Raw genomic sequence first — 20,840 nt, forward strand, 5'->3', positions numbered from 1 at the left:
AGTTTGTCAGCATCAAATAGGATACAATTAAATTCTTTATTCATAATTTTTGGTTAAAGCCAAGGTATACTAAACAAAAGCGGGCTAAAGCCCGCTCCTATTGATTTTTAATCGTAGCAACTATGGGATCTTAATTTTCTAAAGTTGCGTTTAGGGTAATTTCAAAATTAAATGCAGCGCTTACAGGGCATCCTTCTTCTGCAATTTTAGCATATTTCTGGAACTCTTCTTCTGAAATTCCCGGAACTTTTGCCGTTAAAGTAAGCTCTGATTTTGTAATTTTTCCTACACTAGGATCAAGGGTAATTACAGAAGTTGTTTTTAATTCTTCAGGGGTAAATCCTGCCTGGGAAAGTTCTGCGCTTAATTTCATGGTAAAACATCCTGCATGAGCTGCAGCCAGCAATTCTTCAGGATTTGTGCCTACTCCGTCCGCAAAACGGCTGTTGAATGAATATTGCGTTTCGTTTAAGGTTGTGCTTTGGGTAGTTAAATGTCCTTTACCTTCCTTGATGTTACCGTTCCAAACGGCTGTAGCGTTACGTCTCATAATACTTTAATTTTTTTATTGTTACTATTGTTTATTTTTGATGTTACAAAGATATATTGTGTTTTTGTCTGGATAAATACATAAAAGACCTTAAATGTTGTACTTTTTTCCCGATGTATAACTTTTTTTGAAATGCGCAGGAGTATTTCCTGTTTTGTTCGTAAAGAGGCGGTTGAAATATGCCGGATCTTCATATCCCAAATCATAGGCAATTTCTTTTACGGTTTTATCGGTATAAATAAGAAGTCTTTTGGCTTCAAGAATTATTCTGTTGATGATTAGCTGATTGGGAGATTCTAGTTGTAGACTTTTAAATTTATGGGTTAATGTTTTGGGAGCTATATGCAGAAGCTCTGCATATTCAGATACATTATGTTTTTCTCTGAAGTGGATTTCCATAAGCCTGCTGAAATCCCGGAAAATGTCGACTTCATTACTGGGGACTTTTATAGATCCCTTGTCAAGGTTCTGTTTTTTCCATTTTCTGGTAGCGCGGATGATGATCTGCTTCACATACGTCCGGATCATTTCTTCTGCAGAAGAATCTTTCGATTCAAGCTCGTGCTCTATATTTTGAAAAAGCTGCTGAATGATGATGTTTTCTTCATTATCAAGCTCTACAAAAGGAATTTCGAAAATATTATGAAATAAAAGTCCGTCACAAGCAACTTCTTTATCATGGATTTGGATACAGTAAAAATCACGATTGTAGTATAGTAATTTTGCCTTTTCCTGCGCTTTTATAATTTTGACATGCTGATTCGTTAAGAAAAAAAGGCTGGGCTGAGTAATCTCAAAGTAATTAAAATCTACCGATATCTCATAACCCGCCGGAATAAACATGATTTTAATGTCATAACGAAATTTATTACCATTAATGGTTTCAAGGTTATTTTCCCAAAAATTTTCAATACCGAGTCTTTTATACTGATCTTCAAAAATAAGCGTTTGCGACATGATTTTACTTTACTTTAAAGATACAAAAAAGCATGGTTTCTTTTGTTACGATTGAAACCATGCTATTTAATTTAAGGTTAAATATTTGTAAAGATTAGAATGTTACATCCAGTCCTACATAAAAATTGGCTTTCATGATAGGAGCGTAAACCATTCCGCCGTCAAAATAATTTCCGAAAGGATTTTTAAAATCGACAATCGCGTTGCTTTGTGAGTACGAAGTTAAGTTTTCGCCACCCAGATAAGCTCTTATTTTCTGGTTGAAATTTCTTGAAATCTGTGCATTCAGAACACTGTATGATGGTGAATATGCTGCAAGCTGAAACTGTGAAGGATTGGATGAAGTATCCGGAAGCCTTTGTTTTCCTACGATATTTAAAGTCGTGTCAAAGCTCCAGAAGCCGCCTTTATCATTTTTATTGGTTGAATAGGCTGCATTTACAAAGCCTCTGTGTTTTGCCATAAAAGGAACTGCTCTTCTTCCGTTCAGGTAATCGGCCTGCACATCATAATATTTATAGGCAAATCTCAATTCAAAGTTTTTGAAAGGCATTAGATCCCACTGGGTCTGGAATGAGTTGGCAAAAGATTTTCCCTCAAGATTATAAAAGGTTAGCTGTTGAGGTGAGCGGTCAAGGTCTACCATCACCTGATCCTGAAAATCTGTCCTGAAAAAATCTGCTATAATCGAAGATTTTCTTCCGAACAGTTTAAATTCCTGCTGAAGGCTGGCTCCGTAATTCCAGGCTATTTCAGGTCGCAAGCCATAAATGTTACCGCCATTTTCAAGAATCTGAACCGTTCTGTTGGAGGCAAAATACTGTTGGCTTTCCGCAAAAATATTAGCCGTTCTGAAGCCTCTTCCTGCAGACAGTCTTAAGATAGTCTGTGGAGTAATATCATATTTGAAATTCAATCTCGGGGTAAATTGTGTTCCCGCTAAATTATGAAAATCAATTCTTGCTCCTGCAACCAATGTATATTTTAATCCTGTTAAAGTATATTCTGCAAATGCTCCCGGAACAATTTCGTTTCTTTTAAAATTTTGCGTTAAATAGTTTTCGTCATATCCGTCATACATGAAGCTTGCACCGGCTTTGTATTTATGATTCGTGTTCCCAAGAATACTTTCAAAAATTAAATTTGAATAATAGGTATGCTGTTTTCCGGAATAATTTCTCAATCCGAAAAAGCTGTCCTGCTGATGAAAAGTATATTGATTCATCCAGCCAAGGCTTTGGTAAGGTTTCCCTTTAAAAACATAGCCTGTTTTATTCCATACCTGAAATCTTGAAATATCGATGCCTACACCGTAAAGAGATTGTTTGTCCTGTGGAATTTTTTTATCAAATCCTACCTGGCCTGCAGTTCTTTCATCTTTAATAAAATTAATTCCAAAATGAGAACCGAATCCCGATTTCTCCAGATCGTTGTAATTCAGTAAGTACGCGGCATTCAGCTGTGTGCCTTTCGGCCTGTCTAAAAAGCCGTCATCATTCATATCCGTATCACCGAAAGTTCCATTTCCGTGAAGGAGAAAAGTCTGTGACCATTTGTCGTCGATCTTGGAAATACTGGTGATGTTAGCTTCAGTTCTTCCGTTAAAATCTGCAAAAAGGTTTAGCGAAGTTTCAGGTTTTTCAGAATTTTTCAGTAATTCTGTATTGATTTGTCCTGTTATGCTTTCATAACCGTTTGTTACAGTGCTTCCTCCTTTTGTAAGCTGAATGCTTTCAATCCATCTTCCGGGAATAAAATTTAATCCGTAAGCGGAAGCAAGTCCTCTGATCTCCGGAAGCAATTCCTTGGTTAGGCTGGTGTATTTCTGATCCAGGCCCAACATTTTCAGCTGTTTGGTACCTGTTACCGCATTACTGAAAGAAACATCTACTGTTGCATTTGTTTCAAAACTTTCGGATAAATTACAGCACGCGGCTTTCAATAATTCTTTTTTATCGATATTAAAAATTAATCCGGCTTCTTTTTTATTAAGTGAAGTGGATGCTTTTGATGCTGTTACGGTAACGCCTTCAATGTTTTTTTCATGACTGGTTCCTGCATTATGGTTGTGAGCGGCTTCTGCAGTTTCTTCAGTATGGACTTTCGGATTGGTCTCTCCAAACGGAATTTCCCTATCGTATAAGCAGCATGACGGCAGATTTTTGTAAGTGCTGTCGTTGGCTTTATACTTTTCATTGTCGTGTCCTACTTCCGCAATCTTTTTTAATATGGCATCTGCTGAAGTTTTTTGGGAATTAAAGTTTAAAGCGACAGTTTGTTTTTCTGCATTCCATTCTGCAGAATCTGCTCCGGCATCTTTTGCTGCCTTTTCAATTCTTGCTTTGCAGGATTCGCAGTTTCCTTTTACATAAAATTCATTTTCCGCCTTTGCGTGCATGTGATGCTCTTCGGAAGTTTGTGTACTGTTTCTTTCGTAATGACAGCAGGCCGGAAGTGCTTGGTAAGAAGCTTCATCGGCCTGAAATTTTTCATTGTCATGCCCGGCCTTTGCAACTTCTTTTAAAATTTCGTTTGGGGAAACATTATCATCCGTTTCTACTGTTAAAATCTGTGAGTCTACAGAATAGTTTGCTGTTTTTGCCCCTGCTTTTTTTGCGGTTGTTTCAATTCTTTCTTTGCACAAGTTGCAGTTTCCTTTAACTTTAAACTGGTTTTTAGAAAGATGCTGTGCCAATACGAAAGGTGAACATAATAAGAATAGACCAAGAATAATCCTGGAAATATATAATTTCATTGTTGTTTAAGATTTAGATTAATTAAATTAATGTAGCCATTAACAATTTAATTGTCTAACAATCATTAATAGACTGATAACTGGTACATTGTTATTTCTTATTAATTAACCTAATTTCGGGGGTTGCCAGATTTCTCTCAGACGACCAGAAAGATAAGGGTCGGAGTACTGGAAATTTAGATTTTTGTTGGATTTATAATATGAAATATCCAGTTTAAGACTTCTGGAAAAAGGTGTTTCTATAAAGCTGTAACACATTGCGCAATAAGAGCAGCAATCATCATTACAAGAACTTTTCTGTTTATTGCTGTGATTTTCTTTAGAATGTTCTGTATGCTGTTTTTTACAGCATGAGTTTTTCGAAGATTCTTTGCAGCATGTTTCCTGCTTATTCTGAGCATAAAAGTTATCCTTAGGAATCAGGAAAATTCCTAAACAAAAAACAATTGTTATGATCTGAATGAGTTTCATCAATGCAAAAATACAAAAATTATGGTAAAGGATCACCAACTTTTACGCTTCAATTATGCCAGGCTTCTCCATGAGCCGGGTTTAAAGCAGGTTTTGGACCTGTTGGTGCGGGAGTAGGCACAGGAGCAGGCGTATTTTGGGCAATGTTCTGCGGTACGGCTTGAGGGGCGGCAGGCTTGCTGTTTAATGGCTGTCCTACGGGAATATCACATCTGTGGCCCGGTTCTCCGTGCGGCGGATTCATTCCTTTTGCTGTTTTAATATTTTGAGCTTTTCCATTTTCCACAGAGAATTTTCCGGGCTGTAAAGAATTGGGATCAATCTGGATGGCTTGTGCCTGATTAGTTGTTGCTGTCGCAGCCTGTGCAGGTTTACTGTTCAGAGGCTGTCCTACAGGAATGTCGCATCTGTGGCCCGGCTGTCCGTGAGGAGGATTCATTCCGGGAGCTGTCACTGCTGCTGTAGCAGAAGGGGTTTGTGCAGGCTGGATTCCGGCCTGGTCCAGCAATGAAGCTTTGGGAGCCTGATTTGCCATCATGGCAGGCTGCTGAACACCGGCTTCTTCTTTAATATAAGTAGCCCTTTCGTCTTTTTTACAAGAAACTGTTACTATAGAAATAGCAATTACGCTAAAAATTATATTCTTCATATAAAAACAAAATTAGCAAAACATTTTGAATTGTTTTGCTAATTTATATTTATCATAAGGATTTTTATAATTAATTTTTAACCAAAAGCCTGAATCCTTCACCATGTACGTTGATGATTTCCAATCCTTCATCATCTTTCAGCAGCTTACGTAATTTTGCAATATAAACATCCATACTTCTTGCTGTAAAGTAGTTCTCTTTTTTCCAGATTTTTCTTAGGGCAAGATCTCTTGGCATAAAATCATTTCTGTGAATGCACAGAAGTTTCAGCAGTTCGTTTTCTTTAGGGGAAAGCTTATATTCATTGTCTCCCACTCTCAGCTGTCTCAGCATGGAATCAAAGAAGATGTTACTGATTTTGAATTGTTCCTGTTCTTCATTTTCCAGCGTTGAACTTCTCTGAAGGATCGCTTTTATTTTATACAGAAGCAACTCCGTATCAAAAGGTTTGGTGATATAATCATCTGCCCCCAGCTGGTATCCTTTCAGGATGTCTTCCCTCATATTTCTTGCAGTCAGGAAAATAATAGGTGTATTTTTATCAATTTTTTTTACGTCTTCAGCTAGTGAAAATCCGTCTTTCTTAGGCATCATCACATCGAAAATACAGATGTCGAATTCATTTTCGGTGAACTCTTTTAATCCCTGCTCTCCATCTGTGGCCAGAGTAACTTCAAAGTTATTGATGGTTAAATAATCTTTCAGTACTGCCCCGAAACTCTGGTCGTCTTCTACTAATAATATTCTGTTGCTCATAGTTTGACTTATTAATGTTTAACAACTGGAATGAACATGTCACTCTCTCCTTATATTTGTTTATTTGGTTGATTTCTATTTAATTCATCGGCAGCTTAATGGTAAATATGCTCCCTTTTCCTTTTTGGGAATCTACCAGGATCTGACCTTTATGAAGTTCTACAATCTTTTTCACGTAAGAAAGTCCTAACCCCTGTCCTTTTACATTATGAATATTTCCTGTTTCTTCTCTGAAGAATTTTTCGAAAATTTTCGTTTTATTCTGGGTTTCCATTCCCATTCCTTTATCTGAAACTTCTATCACATACCAATGTCCTTCATTTCTTGTTTTTATAGAAATTTCGGGTGCTTCAGGAGAATACTTATTGGCATTATCCAGAAGATTTACCAGCATATTGGAAATGTGAAATTCATCAATTTTAAAATTATATTCCGTTGCATTGAATTCCTGGATCAGCGTTCCGTTTCTTTGCTGAATAATGAGATTAAAAGATTCTGTTGTCCTTTTAATGAGCTCTCTTACATTGGTTTCTTTTAAGAATAATTTTACCTCATTCCGTTCAAGCTTCGACATGTTTAATACATTCTCCACCTGTTTTTTCATGCGCAGGTTTTCCTGTTTTATCAGTTCGGAATAGTATTTTACCTTATCCGGATTGGTTGCGATTTTATCATTTGCCAGAGAGTCGGTAGCTACGGAAATGGTTGCCAGCGGCGTTTTAAACTCATGAGACATATTATTGATAAAATCCGTTTTTACTTCTGCCAGTTTTTTCTGTCTCATCATGTAATTGATGGAGATAATATAAATTCCCAGAATCGTAAGCAAAGACAGGAAAGTTCCAAGCAGCATCGGCCAGTTGTTCATTGCCAGTGAATATTCCTTTTTAGGAAAAACCAGCGCCAGTGTATATAATGTTCTTTCTTTAGAATCTGTAAATAATGGATAGCTGTACGTATTATTGTTATTTTTTTCCTTGTACAGTTTGTTGGCAACACTTGTAAGCTTATTGCTTTTATCGATAATTCCATACCCGAAAGTCGCCGAAATTCCTCTTATCCTCAATTCTTTGGTAATCACGGAATCCAATGTTTTTTCATCTACTCTTTTAGTAATCGGCAGGTTATTACCACTTACTTTCACAAATTCTTTCATGGCATAATCACCATTTTCAATATCACGGTTGATATCTGCCGTGAGAAGCTCGCGGTTAGTAGTATCTCTTTTTATTTTGTAGGATGCTTCATCTGAATACAGTTTGGTGAGATTCAGGGAGTCTCCTTTTGGCGAAATGGGAAGCTGGTTCTTTTCAATAATACTTTTGGAGTAGACAATTTGTCTCTGTGTTCCGGAATCTTCTACCTGCTGTATGGTGGTAAGAGAAGGCTGATTATTGTTAGCAAGAATGGTATTTCTGAAATCTTTATTTTCAACATTCAGGTACTTATCCACTTCAGCCTCACCAATAATTTTTGATGTATTTTCCAGTGCAGAGTAAACTTTGGAAGAAAAATCCTGATCCAATGCACCATAGTATCTTTTCAGCCAATAAAACTGGAGCGTGACGAATACAATCAGTGAAATCGTCATAAACACCGATATTATTGGGATGAATTTATTATTCATTACTTAATAAATTTAAAAAACAGAATGTTAAAATTAAATATTTTATGAGTTCATAAACAAAAAACGAGCCATAAAATTGTGTAATTTTTCTTAAAAATGCGTTTTTTAACATTTATTTATAAATTTTTAATTCTTTATCATAGAAAAAGAGTGTTCTCTAAATAAAAACTAGATTTGTATCTATAAAATAATATGAAATCTGAAATCATTTTTAACAGAGATCCGGAATCTGCCAGTATTTATGTCATGAAAATGTATAATGCTGAAGTTTCTGTAATTTGGGATTATTTCACGAAATCCGAATTGCTTGATCAATGGTGGGCTCCAAAACCATGGCAATGTGAAACAAAAACTCACGAATTTAAAAAAGGAGGAACCTGGCTGTATTCAATGCTAGGTCCTGAAGGAGAAAGGCATTATGCTAAAGTAAAGTACGGAGAAATAACGGAACACCGGAGCTTCGACGGGACAGACTCTTTCTGCGATGAAAACGGAAATGCAAACCCGGATTTTCCAGAAACAAAATGGCTGTTCGGATTTACAGGAGTGGAAGAGGGTACGAAAGTAACGGTAAATATTCATTTTGCATCTGAACAAGCGATGAACCAGCTTTTGGAGATGGGATTTGAACAAGGTTTCAAAGCGGGTTTAAATCAATTGGAAAGTATTCTCAGTAGTTATGATATTTAAATATTAATAAGAGCGGACTTTAGTCCGTTTTTTAATGTAAAATTTCACAGGCTTTAATCAAAATTAAAGCACAAAAAATGGAAAGTATTTACTTTCCATTTTTTATTTCATTTTAATTTAAACAATTTCTTCATCCTGAAAATACTGAATGATCGCTTTTTTCATTAAAAGCTGCTGTTCATTCGGTTTCAGCTCGGGAAGATCTTCCAGTTTTTCAAAATGGGGATAGCCGTCATCATCGTAGTGAGAAAATTTATAGTATCCGAAAGGTTCCAGTAATCTGCATACTGCGATATGAATGAGATTCACCTTGTCGTCTTTTGTATATTTCTGCTGACCGCTGCCCAGTTCCTGAAGGCCAATCAGGAACAGATACGTTTCTATCGGTGCATTCTTTTCCGTATCAAAATTTTCAACGAAAAATTGTTCTATTTTCTGCCAGTATTCTGCTTCGTTAATCATTTTTGTTTTCTAATTTTAATAAAAACGCATATTCTAAAGCGTCTTCCTTTAAAGATTCAAATCTTCCGCTTGCTCCGCCGTGGCCTGCGCTCATGTCGGTCTTGAAAATGAGAATGTTATTGTCGGTTTTAAGCTCACGTAACTTTGCAGTCCATTTCGCGGGTTCCCAGTATTGTACCTGAGAATCATGCAAGCCTGTTGTAATCAGTACATTTGGGTATTCTTTCGCTTCTATATTATCGTAAGGTGAATATTCCTTCATGTATTGATAGTATTCTTCATCGTTTGGATTTCCCCATTCATCATATTCCCCAGTCGTTAATGGAATGGTTTCGTCCAACATGGTGGTAACCACGTCCACAAAAGGAACCTGAGCAACAATACCGTTGAATAGAGATGGCTCGTAATTCATAACCGCACCTACAAGCAAACCTCCCGCACTTCCGCCCATCGCGTACAAATGTTTCGCAGACGTATAATTTTCTTTCACTAAAAATTTGGCGGCATCAATAAAATCGAAGAATGTATTTTTTTTGAATAGCATTTTCCCTTCCTCGTACCACTCTCTTCCAAGGTATTCTCCGCCTCTGATATGAGCAATGGCATAAATAAAACCTCTATCTAAAATTGACAGCCTCACATTCGAAAAACTTGCGTCTACGGTATGTCCATAACTTCCGTAACCATACAAAAGTAAAGGAGTATCCGCAGATTTTTTTGTGTCTTTATGATAAACCAAAGAAATCGGAACTTTTGAATTTCCGTCTCTTGAGTCTGCCCAGATTCGTTCGGAGATATAATTTTCTGCAAGGAATTTTCCGCCCAAAACTTCCTGTTGCTTAAGAAGTTTGGTGGTTTTTTCCTTCATATTATATTCATATGTTGAGCTTGGTTGCGTCAAGGAAGTATAGCCATAGCGTAATACTTCTGTGTCAAATTCAAGATTCACTCCGATATAGGCCGTATATGTTGGATCTGAAAAAGGCAGATAATGAGATTCCTGCGTTTTTTCATCAATGATCTTAATCTGCAGGAGTCCTTGTTCTCTTTCTTCCAGAACAAGATAGTTTTTAAAAATCTCGAAACCTTCGAGGAGAACTTCCGGGCGGTGAGGAATAACATCAACCCAGTTTTCTATGCCGCAGTTGCTGATCTTTGTTTTTACGATTTTAAAATTAAATGCATCGTCAGCATTAGTGATGATATAAAATTCGTCTTCATAGTGCTCCACAGAATATTCCAGGTCGTCGATTCTCGGTTGAATAATTGTCCAGTCTGCAAAAACGTTATCCGAAGGAATAAATCGATGTTCGTCCGAAATGGTGCTGGAGCTTGCGATAAAAATATATTCTAAAGATTTTGTTTTAAAAACATTCACATCAAAAGTATCATCTTTTTCATGGAAAATTAAAACATCTTCTGAAGTATCCGTTCCAAGTTTATGCCTGAATACCTGAAAAGCTCTTAAGCTTTCATCTTTTCTGATATAAAAAACATGTTCATTATCATTGGTCCAGACTGCTTTTCCAGTGGTATTTTCAATTTTATCCGAAAGGATTTTGCCTGTTTTTAAATCTTTAAAATTGATGCTGTAAATTCTACGGCTTACATTGTCCGTTGAAAAGGAAGCGAGTTCATTATTCGGAGAAACGGCAACGCTTCCCACTTCGAAATAGCTTTCGCCCTCCGCCAGAATATTAACATCAAGAATTATTTCTTCATTGTTGTCTAAGCTTTTCTGCTTTCTGCAGAAAATAGGATATTCTTTTCCTTCTTCATAACGAACAATATACCAGTACCCGTTGAAAAAATAAGGTAATGATTCATCATCTTTTTTGTAACGGGCTTTCATTTCTTCAAAAAGTTGTTCCTGCAGTGGTTCCGTATCTTTCATGACGAAATCAGCGTAGGCATTTTCTTCTTCAAGGTATTTTATGACCTCCGGATTTTCCCTTTCATTAAGCCAGAAATAATTGTCAATTCTTTTATCACTGTGTGTTTCAAGGATTTTTTCTATTTTTTTTGCCTTTGGAGCTTCCATTCAATATTAATTCTTGTTCAAATTTAGTTAAAAAAAAACCATCTTTTCTGTATGAAAAGACGGTTGCTTTATATTTTATCGTAAAACTTACTTGTGAAGCGATTTGATAAACTTTTCCAGAGCCATTGTCATAGACGGAGTTTCCTTTGTAGGCGCCATAAGATCTACTTTCAGCCCTGCTTCTTCAGCAGCAGCCAACGTTGTGGTTCCGAAAACGCCAATTTTTGTTTCTTCCTGTTTGAAGTCCGGGAAATTCTGCTGTAATGATTTAATACCCTGCGGACTGAAGAATATCAGCATGTCGTAATCTTTTACATTGATATCGGTAAGATCGCTGCAAACCGTTCTGTACATGATGGCTCTTTTCCAGTCTACATTGGAGGCTTCCATTGTTTTCACAATATCAGGGCTCAATACATCAGAAGATGGCAAAAGGTATTTCTCTGTCGGGAATTTTTTGAATAAAGGAAGAAGATCCGAAAAATTCTTTTCTCCGAAGCTGATCTTTCTTTTTCTGTACACAATATGTTTCTGAAGATAATTGGCAATTGCTTCAGACTGGCAGATGTATCTCATCGTGTCAGGAACCGCAAAACGCAGCTCTTCTGCTAATCTGAAGTAATGATCAATCGCATTTTTACTCGTGAAAATAATTCCGGTATATTGCGTAAGATCGATCTTCTGTGTTCTCAATTCTTTATTGTCAACTCCTTCTACGTGGATGAAAGGGCGGAAATCTATTTTTATCTTTTCCTTCTTTGCAATATCCAGGTACGGAGACGACTCACTTGGCGCTGGTTGAGAAACCAATATTGACTTTATTCTCATCATTGACAGTTATTAAAAAAATAATAATTTCCAAAGCAACAAAAGAGGTGCAATTTGGAGGGTGCAAATATACAAAAATTTATAATACCATTTTTCAGGTAAGATGTTATTCTTGTGAAATAAATAGAAAAAAACCTTGAAAATGAATACAAAAGAAAAAAAGTAGAAGTAATACAAAAACATTTTATTTCTGTCCAGCGGGAAATAATAGTGAGTTACACATAAAACAATAAGGATGAAAGACAGTATAAAATAAAATTTTGTCGCAGTAAAATAAAAAACAGTCCACTTTTTTCCGTCACCCGTACTCTGAAAAAATAAAAATCCCAAACCGGATTTAATCATATAAAAAAAGATCACTGCAAGTAAACAGAATCCGAATTTGTTCAGCTGATATCCCAAGACCTGAAGATCGGCAATATACTTTGGGACAGTAGGAATATACTGCGAAATCAGTACGGATAAAGTAAGAGCGGTAACGCACGAAGTGATCGCCCAGCTCGGAAGATTGTTACTCGCATCAAAATATTTCTGTAGCAGAAAGTCTTTTAAATTGGCTCCCCTCTCAATGATATTCATCATAAAAAGGTACAAAAAGATGCAGCCCAACAATATAAAGATCACCCAATCGTTGTTCTCAGGTATTCTTATGTGATTTGTAAAATGTTGTGATAACGGCAAAGGGTATTTTTTTGCAAAATTATAGATTATTTTGTATAAAATAAAAAGGTTAAATAAACTATCTTTGCAAACTGAAATGAAAAAGCTCGTCATCATTCCCACCTATAACGAAAAGGAAAATATTGAAAATATTATTTCCGCAGTTTTTGCATTGGAAGATGACTTTCATATTCTGGTAGTAGATGATTCGTCTCCCGATGGCACCGCAGAGCAGGTAAAAGAATTGCAGAAAACACATCCCCACTTTTTGCATTTATCAGTAAGAAGAGTGAAAGACGGATTAGGAAAGGCATATATTCACGGGTTTAAATGGGCCATTGAAAATAAATACGATTATATTTTTGAGATGGATGCGGATTTTTCCCACAACCCGGCTGATCTTCCGAAGCTTTATGAGGCGTGTCTGAATGCTGATATGGCCATCGGATCAAGATATTCTAAAGGGGTAAATGTTGTGAACTGGCCAATGGGAAGGGTTTTGCTTTCCTATTTTGCTTCAAAATACGTGCGATTTGTTTTGGGACTTCCTATTCATGATACAACAGCAGGTTTTGTCTGTTTTTCAAGAAACGTATTGGAAGAAATCGGACTGGATAATGTGAGATTAAAAGGATATGGGTTTCAGATCGAAATGAAATTCCGAACTTTTAAAAAAGGATTCAAAATTGTAGAAGTACCTATTATTTTTACCAACAGGATCCTGGGAGAAAGCAAAATGAATGGCGGAATCATTCATGAGGCGGTTTTTGGAGTTTTAAATTTAAAATGGAAATCAATCATCAACAGATTATGAAAATGATGCGGTATAAATATTCGCTCAGAATAGGTGTCTGCAGAATTTCATCAAAACAGATAAAAATTAACTGATGAAAAAATTGATCTTCTTCTTCGTACTGATATCTTTATTCTCATGCGGAGATTATATTGATAAGCCAAAAAATCTTGTTTCACAGGATAAAATGGCTGAAATTATGGCAGATCTGGCCATCAACGATCAGGCAACTTTCATGTATCCGAATTCAAATCTTGAGGCAGGAACAAGATATGTTCTCAAAACCCATCATGTAAACTCAGCGGATTATATTGAAAGCTTTAAATATTATGTGGTGAAGGAGAAAATGAACGGGATTGTTGAAGATGCGCAGAAAATATTGTTGAAAAAAGATCCGAAGGCGGAAAAATATGTAAAGGATAAAATGAGTAAGACCGGGAATACTGAAAATCTTCCTCTTTTATCAAGATAATTATAAAATGCAAAAGTTTTTTACCATAGAAAAAACCTCTCAGGGAAAGGCAAGAGCCGGAGAGCTTACTACAGATCACGGTAAGATCCAAACCCCGATTTTTATGCCTGTTGGAACGGTAGCAAGTGTGAAAACAGTTCACCAGAGAGAATTAAAAGAAGATATCAAAGCCCAGATTATTCTGGGAAACACTTATCATTTATACCTTCGTCCGGGAATGGACACCATGCAGGAAGCAGGAGGTCTTCATCAATTCATGAACTGGGATCTTCCGATCTTAACGGATTCCGGGGGCTTTCAGGTGTTTTCATTGGCAAGCAGCAGAAAGATGTCTGAAGAAGGCGCAAGATTCAAATCTCACATCGACGGAAGTTACCACATGTTTTCGCCAGAAAAATCCATGGAAATTCAAAGACAGATCGGTGCTGATATTTTTATGGCCTTTGATGAATGTGTTGCGTATCCATGCGAATACAACCAGGCCAAATCATCCATGGAGCTTACGCACCGCTGGCTGAAAAGATGTATTGACTGGACAGAAAATAATCCCGAATTATACGGACACAAACAAAGGTTGTTTCCCATCGTTCAGGGATCAACCTATTCTGATTTAAGGAAAATATCCGCACAGGTAATCGCAGAAGCCGGTGCTGAAGGAAATGCCATTGGCGGACTTTCCGTAGGTGAGCCTGAAGAAGAAATGTACAGGATTACCGATGAGGTTACCGATATTTTACCAAAAGAGAAGCCAAGATACCTTATGGGAGTAGGAACTCCATGGAATATCCTGGAATCAATCGGCCTGGGAATCGATATGATGGATTGTGTAATGCCCACAAGAAACGCAAGAAATGCCATGCTTTTCACATGGAAAGGGGTAATGAATATGAAGAATGAAAAGTGGAAAAAAGACTTTTCGCCGCTGGATGAGTTTGGAACAAGTTTCGTAGACAGAGAATATTCAAAAGCATATGTAAGGCATTTGTTTGTTTCTAAAGAATATCTTGCCAAACAGATTGCCTCTATTCATAACTTAGCTTTTTATCTGGATTTGGTGAAAGTTGCTAGAGAACATATCTTAGCGGGAGATTTTTATGAATGGAAAAATTCGGTTGTTCCGGTTCTTCGTCAACGATTGTAAATTTAAAAATATCAAAATAGAAGTCCCGAAGGGACGACCTAAATTAGGATGCAATCCTATCAAACATAAAACCAATTTATAACGCATTAAAAAATAAAATAATGCTGAAAATTATAGACAGATATATTGTAAGAAAGTACCTTGGAACCTTCAGTTTCATGCTGATATTGCTGTCTGTAGTTGTTCTGGTGATTGATGTTCAGCAGAAAATTCCCAGAATTGAAAACGCTACCGCTATTGATCCGAAATTAAACCTTACCTATTTTCTGGTTCATTTTTATCCGTTCTGGATTGTTAATCTTGTGATGACATTTCTTTCTATTCTGGTATTTATTTCAGTGATCTATTTTACGTCCAGAATGGCAAACAACACGGAAATTGTTGCTATTATCAGTAGTGGGGCAAGTTTCCACAGGTTTGCAAGGCCTTATTTGCTTACCTCGCTTTTTATCGCTGTAATTTCTTTAGGAATTAACCATTTTGTATTGCCCTGGGCAAATATTCAGAAAAATCAGCTCGAAGCGTATACGTATAATGCTGCCAATAAAGAAAAAGTTTTGGGGACAGCTCCGGTTTCCGCACAGCTCAGCAAAACGGAATATATTTTTATCAATTCCTGGAGAAAAGAGGATCTGCCAGAAGTTCCCGAAAGATGGTGATTAAAGCTTCGGATGCTTCCTGGGATAAGGATAAAAAAGTTTTTGTACTGAATTCTTATACAGAAAAAACCATCAATAAAGATGACACCGAAAAACTGTCAAATGGATTTGATATAAAGAAAAGTTTCGGTCATGATCCCGAAGAGCTCTTTCCTAATGAATTGTTAGGACAAAATAAAACAACTCCGGAACTTCTCAAGTTCATTCAAAGAGAAACCGAAAAAGGAAACAGCAATCTGAATGCCCACCTGAATGAGCTTTACCAGAGAACTTCTATGCCTGTTTCTATTGTAATACTTACCTTTCTGGCGCTTTCGCTTTCTTCACAAAAAAAACGTGGAGGGCTGGGAATTAACCTTGCGGTAGGGATCTCGCTTGCCTTTGTATTTGTATTCTCATTTGAAGCCCTGAAAGTGGTTTCAGAGAATAAAAGTATGTCTCCGGTTCTTGCGATGTGGTTTCCGAACATTGTTTTTTCTCCTCTTGCCCTATACTTATACCTGAAAAGAGCCAATCAGTAAAGCAGTTTTATTTCTTTGTGATAAAATGAATGTAAACCATCATTCTCCAGGTCAATCCATAGATTTCCATTTCTGTCAGCATTTTTAATAATGCCATTTTGTCTCTTTTCGTTAAGTTCAAATACAGAAATCTCATTTTTTCTGAACAGACTGTTATTGAAACGGCTCATTATTTCATCTTCAGAGGGGAATTTATTAAAGTTTTCAACGAGAAAATCATGAAGACCTTGCGTGAAGTCATTTAGATTGAAATATTGTCCTGTTTGTGTTAAAATAGAGCCTGCATTTGATATTTCATCAAATTTTTCCTGAAGGATATTAAAGCCTGCGCCAACGATAAAATAATTATTTTGATTAATTTTTTTCTTTTCAATCAGAATTCCGACGATTTTTTTATTTTTAAGGATGATATCATTAGGCCATTTTATTTTTACGGTATTTCCAGTCAAATTGGCCAGGAAATCATGAATAAGAATTGCGGTATAATAATTGAACATGAAACCGGACAACGAAAAATTTTCCGCCTTTATCGCTAGAGTATAGGCTAAATTTTTTTCAGCGGCTGATGACCATGTATTTCCGTATTGACCCCTGCCCCGGGTTTGATTAAAAGTGTGAAGCGCAACAAAATCAGAATTTTCATAAAGTAAAAACTTGGAAATTTCGTCATTAGTAGAAGAGGATTCTTTTAAATAGAAGAGTTGACTCATTTAAGAAAACTTTAAGACTTTCGGGGGCTAAAAGTAAGGCTAAAGTGAAAGAAAAACAATAAATTTGCAGATTATAGTATTTTTTAATGAATAAAACAGCAGAAAAACAAGAATTATTAGATAAAATCGTTGAGGCAATTCAGGATGTAAAAGGAGAAGATATCATGATCTTCGATCTTTCAAACATTGAAAACTCTGTCGCAGAGACCTTTGTGATATGCAGCGGAAACTCAAACACGCAGGTAGCCGCACTCGCAGGTAGTGTTGAAAAGAAAGTGAGAAACGAGCTTAAAGAAAGACCTTGGCATGTAGAAGGGACTGAAAATGCAATGTGGGTGCTGGTAGACTATGTTTCAGTAGTTGTCCATATTTTCCAGAAACAGGTACGTGAGTATTACGATATAGAGGAGCTTTGGGGTGACGCTGTCATTACCAAAATCGAAAATGAATTTTAATTTTAAAAAGTATCAATGAACAATAAAGGATTTAACTGGTTTTTTCCTATCATGATTGTGGCACTCGTGCTGTTCTTTGTGGTTAATTCCATGGGTGACAGCGGAGCAAAGACAATCGACGAAGATGGTTTCTTTAAAGAAATGCAGGCAGGAAAAATCCAGAGAGTTTTAATAGATAAACAAGCCCAGAAGGCTGACGTGTTTTTAACACAGGCTGCCAAGACAGCTACCGTAAAAAAAGACGATAAAGCAAACCCTTTTTCAAGCCTCTCGATGGCACCAAAAGCAGATTACACGCTTAAATATGGAGACCTGAGATTATTTCTTGAAAAATTCGATGCTTTAAAACAACAGAATCCTCAGATTACCACATCTAAAGATTATGCAGAAGGTGAAAGCCCGTTGATGAGTATTCTGATTCAGGCATTAATCTGGATCGCTATTTTAGGACTATTTTATTTCCTTCTTTTCAGAAGAATGGGAAGTGGAGGCGGCCCCGGAGGACAGATTTTCTCCATCGGTAAATCCAAAGCAAAACTTTTTGATGAGAAAGAAAGAATTCAGGTTACATTCAAAGATGTTGCAGGATTAGAAGGGGCGAAAGAAGAAGTACAGGAAGTAGTGGATTTCCTTAAAAATTCAGAAAAATATACGAAACTGGGAGGTAAAATTCCTAAAGGAGTACTTTTGGTAGGGCCTCCGGGAACCGGTAAAACGCTATTGGCAAAAGCAGTGGCAGGGGAAGCTAAGGTTCCTTTCTTCTCACTTTCAGGTTCAGATTTCGTGGAAATGTTTGTGGGAGTAGGAGCTTCCAGAGTAAGAGATTTATTTGCTCAGGCTAAAGCTAAATCACCGGCAATTATTTTTATCGACGAGATTGATGCGATCGGTCGTGCCAGAGGGAAAAACAACTTCTCAGGCGGAAATGATGAAAGAGAAAATACATTAAACCAGCTTCTTACGGAAATGGATGGTTTCGGAACAGATACCAACGTCATCGTAATGGCTGCAACCAATAGAGCGGATATTCTTGATAAGGCATTGATGAGAGCAGGGCGTTTCGATCGCTCCATCTATGTTGATCTTCCTGAATTGCATGAAAGAAGACAGATCTTTGATGTTCATTTAAAGAAAATCAAGCTTGATGATAATGTAGACCGAGAGTTTTTAGCAAAACAAACCCCTGGTTTCAGCGGTGCAGATATTGCCAATGTATGTAATGAGGCGGCATTAATTGCGGCAAGAAACAACCATACTTCAGTTACAAAACAGGATTTCCTTGACGCGGTAGACCGTATTATCGGTGGTCTTGAAAAGAAAAATAAAGCGATTAAACCTTCTGAAAAGAAAAGAGTGGCTTATCATGAAGCAGGACATGCTACCATTTCATGGTTGGTAGAACACGCTTCACCTCTTTTAAAGGTAACGATTGTTCCGAGAGGACGTTCTTTAGGAGCAGCATGGTATCTTCCGGAAGAAAGACAGCTGACGACTACTGAGCAAATGCTCGACGAAATGTGTGCTACTTTAGGGGGAAGAGCTGCAGAGCAGGTAATCTTTAACAATATTTCGACAGGAGCTCTTTCTGATTTGGAAAGTGTTACGAAAAGAGCACAGGCAATGGTTACGATCTACGGATTAAGCCCGAATATCGGTAATATATCTTATTATGACAGTTCAGGTCAGTCTGAATACAATTTCGGAAAACCATATTCTGAGGAAACAGCAAAAAAAATCGATATAGAGATCAAAGGCATTATTGAAACTCAGTATGACCGTGCCGTTCAGATTCTGACTGAAAATAAGGATAAGCTCGATGCGCTTGCCAATAAACTTCTGGAAAAAGAAGTAATTTTCAGAGAAGATCTTGAAGAAGTATTCGGAAAAAGGGCTTGGGACCCGGAATTAACGGAAAAACCGGTTACCAATACGATTCCTGCCTCACAGCAGCCGAATGAAATTATCATTAAAGATAAAGAGGAAGATAGTGAAATTCAGGCACCTGAAAGTCCTACACAAATCTAAAAATCTTTTGAAATAGATTAGAAAAACCTGACAGTCTCTGATTTGTCAGGTTTTTTCATATTTATCGGCACGTTTTTAGATTTCTATATGATAATTTTATATTTTTGTATAAGTGTCTAAAAAAATAAATTAAATTGAATTTATTCAAGAGGATTGTAAGCAAACTTACCAACCAGCCTGAAGAAGAAGAAAAGCCAAGTCTGGAAAAGCTCGGAGATTCGCTTAAAAATGCGGATCTTGACTATAAATTTGCCCAATTGTTTACTCATTCAGGAGGATTTTTCAATTACTGTGCGGATGAAGCAGAGGCATTAAAAACACTACACCAGATTATCAAAATAGAGGGAATCAGCAATGTTTTCTGCTGGGATAAAGATCTCCAGAATTTTTTAAATGTTGTAAAAACTCCTTACACTGAAGAACTTCAGGGTAATAATGACGCAAGTTTTATCACCTGTGAATATCTTATTGCCTACGATGGGAGAATTATGCTTTCCCATAATAATATTTTGCATTACCACTCTTCAAGACTGCCCAACAAGATTATTGTAATGGCTAACGTTTCACAGATCGTGAATAATCTCAATGACGCGATGGGGAAAATCAAAAGAAACGGGAATATCAAAAACCTTACTTCTATCAGCGGAGCACAGTCGAAACTGGATACTTCTTCCAACAGCAACACCAAACTTTTTTTATTGTTGCTTGAAGATTAGGCATCAACGTATAAATTTTTAAAATTTTGGACAAAAACCTTATTCAAAGAACCCTGTCAGGAATTGTTTATGTAGCAATCATCATTCTTTGTACAACTCCTTTTGGAGCAAAGCTCATCAATAATATAAGTCCCGATCTTATTAAACAGGAATATCTTTACTACGGACTGATTACGTTTCTTTTAGGAGCAAGCTCATGGGAATGCTTTAAAATCCTGAAATTTGGCAACGGGTACGAAAGATGGGTGGTTCTTCCACTGATCATCTTTATTTTCTATATTTTTTCTAAAAGATATTTCAGCTTTGATTTTTATTTTGATTTCAGGTTCAGTGAAATTCTGGCTCTGCTTTTAATAGTCATCGCTGTGGTCACTTTATTCAAATATCCTAATGAATTATATTATGACAGCGGAAAACTTATTTTTGCGGTTATTTATGTGGCTTTGCCATTCAGTTTTGCATTAGGCCTTCCTAAATTTTCAAGATTTGATGATAGATTCACACTGGAAGTTTTTTTCCTTTTTGTTTTAATATGGAGCAGTGATACTTTTGCTTATTTAACAGGGAAATTTTTTGGCAAACATAAAATGGCTCCTAAAATTTCTCCTAAAAAAACCTGGGAAGGATATATCGGTGGTGTTGTGCTTACTTTGGTATTATCTTATTTTATCGAATATTATCATTCTGATCTTCGTGGAAACTGGATGGTAGTAGGATTTCTGGTGGCCGCATTCGCTCCTGTAGGAGATCTTGTGGAAAGCCAGCTCAAAAGAAATTTTGGTGTTAAAGACAGCGGAAACATCATTCCGGGACATGGTGGAGTATTAGATCGGCTTGATAGTTTTTTAATCTGCGTTCCTGTCGTATATTTGTACTTTATATTAGAAAAATTTATTTAATC

20 protein-coding genes and 1 pseudogene are annotated in these 20,840 nt (G+C 36.7%); 9 read left to right on the top strand and 12 right to left on the bottom strand.

Annotation, left to right across the window (positions count from 1 at the left end; genetic code table 11):
* Positions 1-130: 130 nt before the first annotated feature.
* The 7 genes from M0D58_RS12285 to M0D58_RS12315 form a co-directional block, all read right to left on the bottom strand.
* The gene (locus M0D58_RS12285) at positions 131-550 is read right to left on the bottom strand and encodes an OsmC family protein (RefSeq protein WP_248389656.1); all 420 of its coding nucleotides are present in this window, start codon (positions 548-550) and stop codon (positions 131-133) included.
* A gap of 90 nt (positions 551-640) precedes the next feature.
* Positions 641-1,507 carry a helix-turn-helix domain-containing protein gene (locus M0D58_RS12290; protein WP_248389659.1) on the bottom strand — a complete coding sequence of 289 codons (867 nt, stop codon included), beginning with the start codon at positions 1,505-1,507 and terminating at the stop codon, positions 641-643.
* 94 nt (positions 1,508-1,601) lie between these two features.
* A complete protein-coding gene (locus M0D58_RS12295) occupies positions 1,602-4,262 on the bottom strand; it encodes a TonB-dependent receptor domain-containing protein (RefSeq protein WP_248389662.1) in 2,661 nt (886 codons plus the stop codon).
* 105 nt (positions 4,263-4,367) lie between these two features.
* Positions 4,368-4,733: a hypothetical protein gene (locus M0D58_RS12300; RefSeq protein ID WP_248389665.1), complete on the bottom strand. Its 366-nt coding sequence runs from the start codon at positions 4,731-4,733 to the stop codon at positions 4,368-4,370.
* Positions 4,734-4,782: 49 nt separating this feature from the next.
* Complete coding sequence (locus M0D58_RS12305) at positions 4,783-5,382, bottom strand: hypothetical protein (RefSeq protein WP_248389668.1); 600 nt, start codon at positions 5,380-5,382, stop codon at positions 4,783-4,785.
* A gap of 70 nt (positions 5,383-5,452) precedes the next feature.
* Entirely contained in the window at positions 5,453-6,139 is a 687-nt protein-coding gene (locus tag M0D58_RS12310; protein ID WP_027380477.1) for a response regulator transcription factor, read from the bottom strand.
* A gap of 79 nt (positions 6,140-6,218) precedes the next feature.
* Positions 6,219-7,766 carry a sensor histidine kinase gene (locus tag M0D58_RS12315; RefSeq protein WP_248389671.1) on the bottom strand — a complete coding sequence of 516 codons (1,548 nt, stop codon included), beginning with the start codon at positions 7,764-7,766 and terminating at the stop codon, positions 6,219-6,221.
* 192 nt (positions 7,767-7,958) lie between these two features.
* Between M0D58_RS12315 and M0D58_RS12320 the strand changes: the two genes are divergently transcribed.
* Positions 7,959-8,456 carry an SRPBCC family protein gene (locus tag M0D58_RS12320; RefSeq protein WP_248389674.1) on the top strand — a complete coding sequence of 166 codons (498 nt, stop codon included), beginning with the start codon at positions 7,959-7,961 and terminating at the stop codon, positions 8,454-8,456.
* Between the two features lie 117 nt (positions 8,457-8,573).
* Here M0D58_RS12320 and M0D58_RS12325 read toward each other — a convergent pair whose 3' ends face one another.
* From M0D58_RS12325 to M0D58_RS12340, 4 genes are all read right to left on the bottom strand, one after another.
* Complete coding sequence (locus tag M0D58_RS12325; RefSeq protein WP_248389692.1) at positions 8,574-8,918, bottom strand: hypothetical protein; 345 nt, start codon at positions 8,916-8,918, stop codon at positions 8,574-8,576.
* The gene (locus M0D58_RS12330; protein WP_248389695.1) at positions 8,911-10,959 is read right to left on the bottom strand and encodes a S9 family peptidase; all 2,049 of its coding nucleotides are present in this window, start codon (positions 10,957-10,959) and stop codon (positions 8,911-8,913) included. The genes M0D58_RS12325 and M0D58_RS12330 overlap by 8 nt, the downstream gene beginning before the upstream one ends.
* Before the next feature lie 87 nt (positions 10,960-11,046).
* On the bottom strand, positions 11,047-11,787 hold the full coding sequence (locus M0D58_RS12335) for a uroporphyrinogen-III synthase (RefSeq protein WP_248394978.1): 741 nt from the start codon (positions 11,785-11,787) through the stop codon (positions 11,047-11,049).
* A gap of 12 nt (positions 11,788-11,799) precedes the next feature.
* Positions 11,800-12,564: a DUF4271 domain-containing protein gene (locus M0D58_RS12340; RefSeq protein WP_312172512.1), complete on the bottom strand. Its 765-nt coding sequence runs from the start codon at positions 12,562-12,564 to the stop codon at positions 11,800-11,802.
* Between M0D58_RS12340 and M0D58_RS12345 the strand changes: the two genes are divergently transcribed.
* The 4 genes and pseudogenes from M0D58_RS12345 (at position 12,545) to M0D58_RS18150 (ending at position 16,033) form a co-directional block, all read left to right on the top strand.
* Entirely contained in the window at positions 12,545-13,261 is a 717-nt protein-coding gene (locus tag M0D58_RS12345) for a polyprenol monophosphomannose synthase (protein WP_248389697.1), read from the top strand. The genes M0D58_RS12340 and M0D58_RS12345 overlap by 20 nt on opposite strands.
* 73 nt (positions 13,262-13,334) lie before the next feature.
* Complete coding sequence (locus tag M0D58_RS12350; RefSeq protein ID WP_248389699.1) at positions 13,335-13,712, top strand: DUF4296 domain-containing protein; 378 nt, start codon at positions 13,335-13,337, stop codon at positions 13,710-13,712.
* A 7-nt stretch (positions 13,713-13,719) separates the two neighbouring features.
* Complete coding sequence (tgt, locus tag M0D58_RS12355; protein ID WP_248389701.1) at positions 13,720-14,853, top strand: tRNA guanosine(34) transglycosylase Tgt; 1,134 nt, start codon at positions 13,720-13,722, stop codon at positions 14,851-14,853.
* 104 nt (positions 14,854-14,957) lie between these two features.
* Positions 14,958-16,033 (top strand): annotated as a pseudogene (locus M0D58_RS18150) (LptF/LptG family permease).
* Here the strand turns inward: M0D58_RS18150 and M0D58_RS12365 are convergent.
* Positions 16,027-16,743 carry a biotin--[acetyl-CoA-carboxylase] ligase gene (locus M0D58_RS12365; RefSeq protein ID WP_248389703.1) on the bottom strand — a complete coding sequence of 239 codons (717 nt, stop codon included), beginning with the start codon at positions 16,741-16,743 and terminating at the stop codon, positions 16,027-16,029. The pseudogene M0D58_RS18150 and the gene M0D58_RS12365 overlap by 7 nt on opposite strands.
* Before the next feature lie 86 nt (positions 16,744-16,829).
* Here M0D58_RS12365 and rsfS point away from each other — a divergent pair, with 86 nt between their 5' ends.
* The 4 genes from rsfS to M0D58_RS12385 all read left to right on the top strand — a co-directional run bounded on the left by rsfS (position 16,830) and on the right by M0D58_RS12385 (position 20,838).
* Positions 16,830-17,198 carry a ribosome silencing factor gene (rsfS, locus tag M0D58_RS12370; RefSeq protein WP_248389713.1) on the top strand — a complete coding sequence of 123 codons (369 nt, stop codon included), beginning with the start codon at positions 16,830-16,832 and terminating at the stop codon, positions 17,196-17,198.
* Between the two features lie 15 nt (positions 17,199-17,213).
* Positions 17,214-19,223: an ATP-dependent zinc metalloprotease FtsH gene (ftsH, locus tag M0D58_RS12375; protein ID WP_248389716.1), complete on the top strand. Its 2,010-nt coding sequence runs from the start codon at positions 17,214-17,216 to the stop codon at positions 19,221-19,223.
* 134 nt (positions 19,224-19,357) lie between these two features.
* Positions 19,358-19,939, top strand: a complete 582-nt coding sequence (locus M0D58_RS12380; protein ID WP_248389719.1) for an LUD domain-containing protein — start codon at positions 19,358-19,360, stop codon at positions 19,937-19,939.
* A gap of 26 nt (positions 19,940-19,965) precedes the next feature.
* The gene (locus M0D58_RS12385) at positions 19,966-20,838 is read left to right on the top strand and encodes a phosphatidate cytidylyltransferase (RefSeq protein WP_248389722.1); all 873 of its coding nucleotides are present in this window, start codon (positions 19,966-19,968) and stop codon (positions 20,836-20,838) included.
* The last annotated feature ends 2 nt before the right edge of the window (positions 20,839-20,840 follow it).

It is taken from the genome of Chryseobacterium nepalense (assembly GCF_023195755.1).
Classification (GTDB): Bacteria; Bacteroidota; Bacteroidia; order Flavobacteriales; family Weeksellaceae; genus Chryseobacterium; species Chryseobacterium nepalense.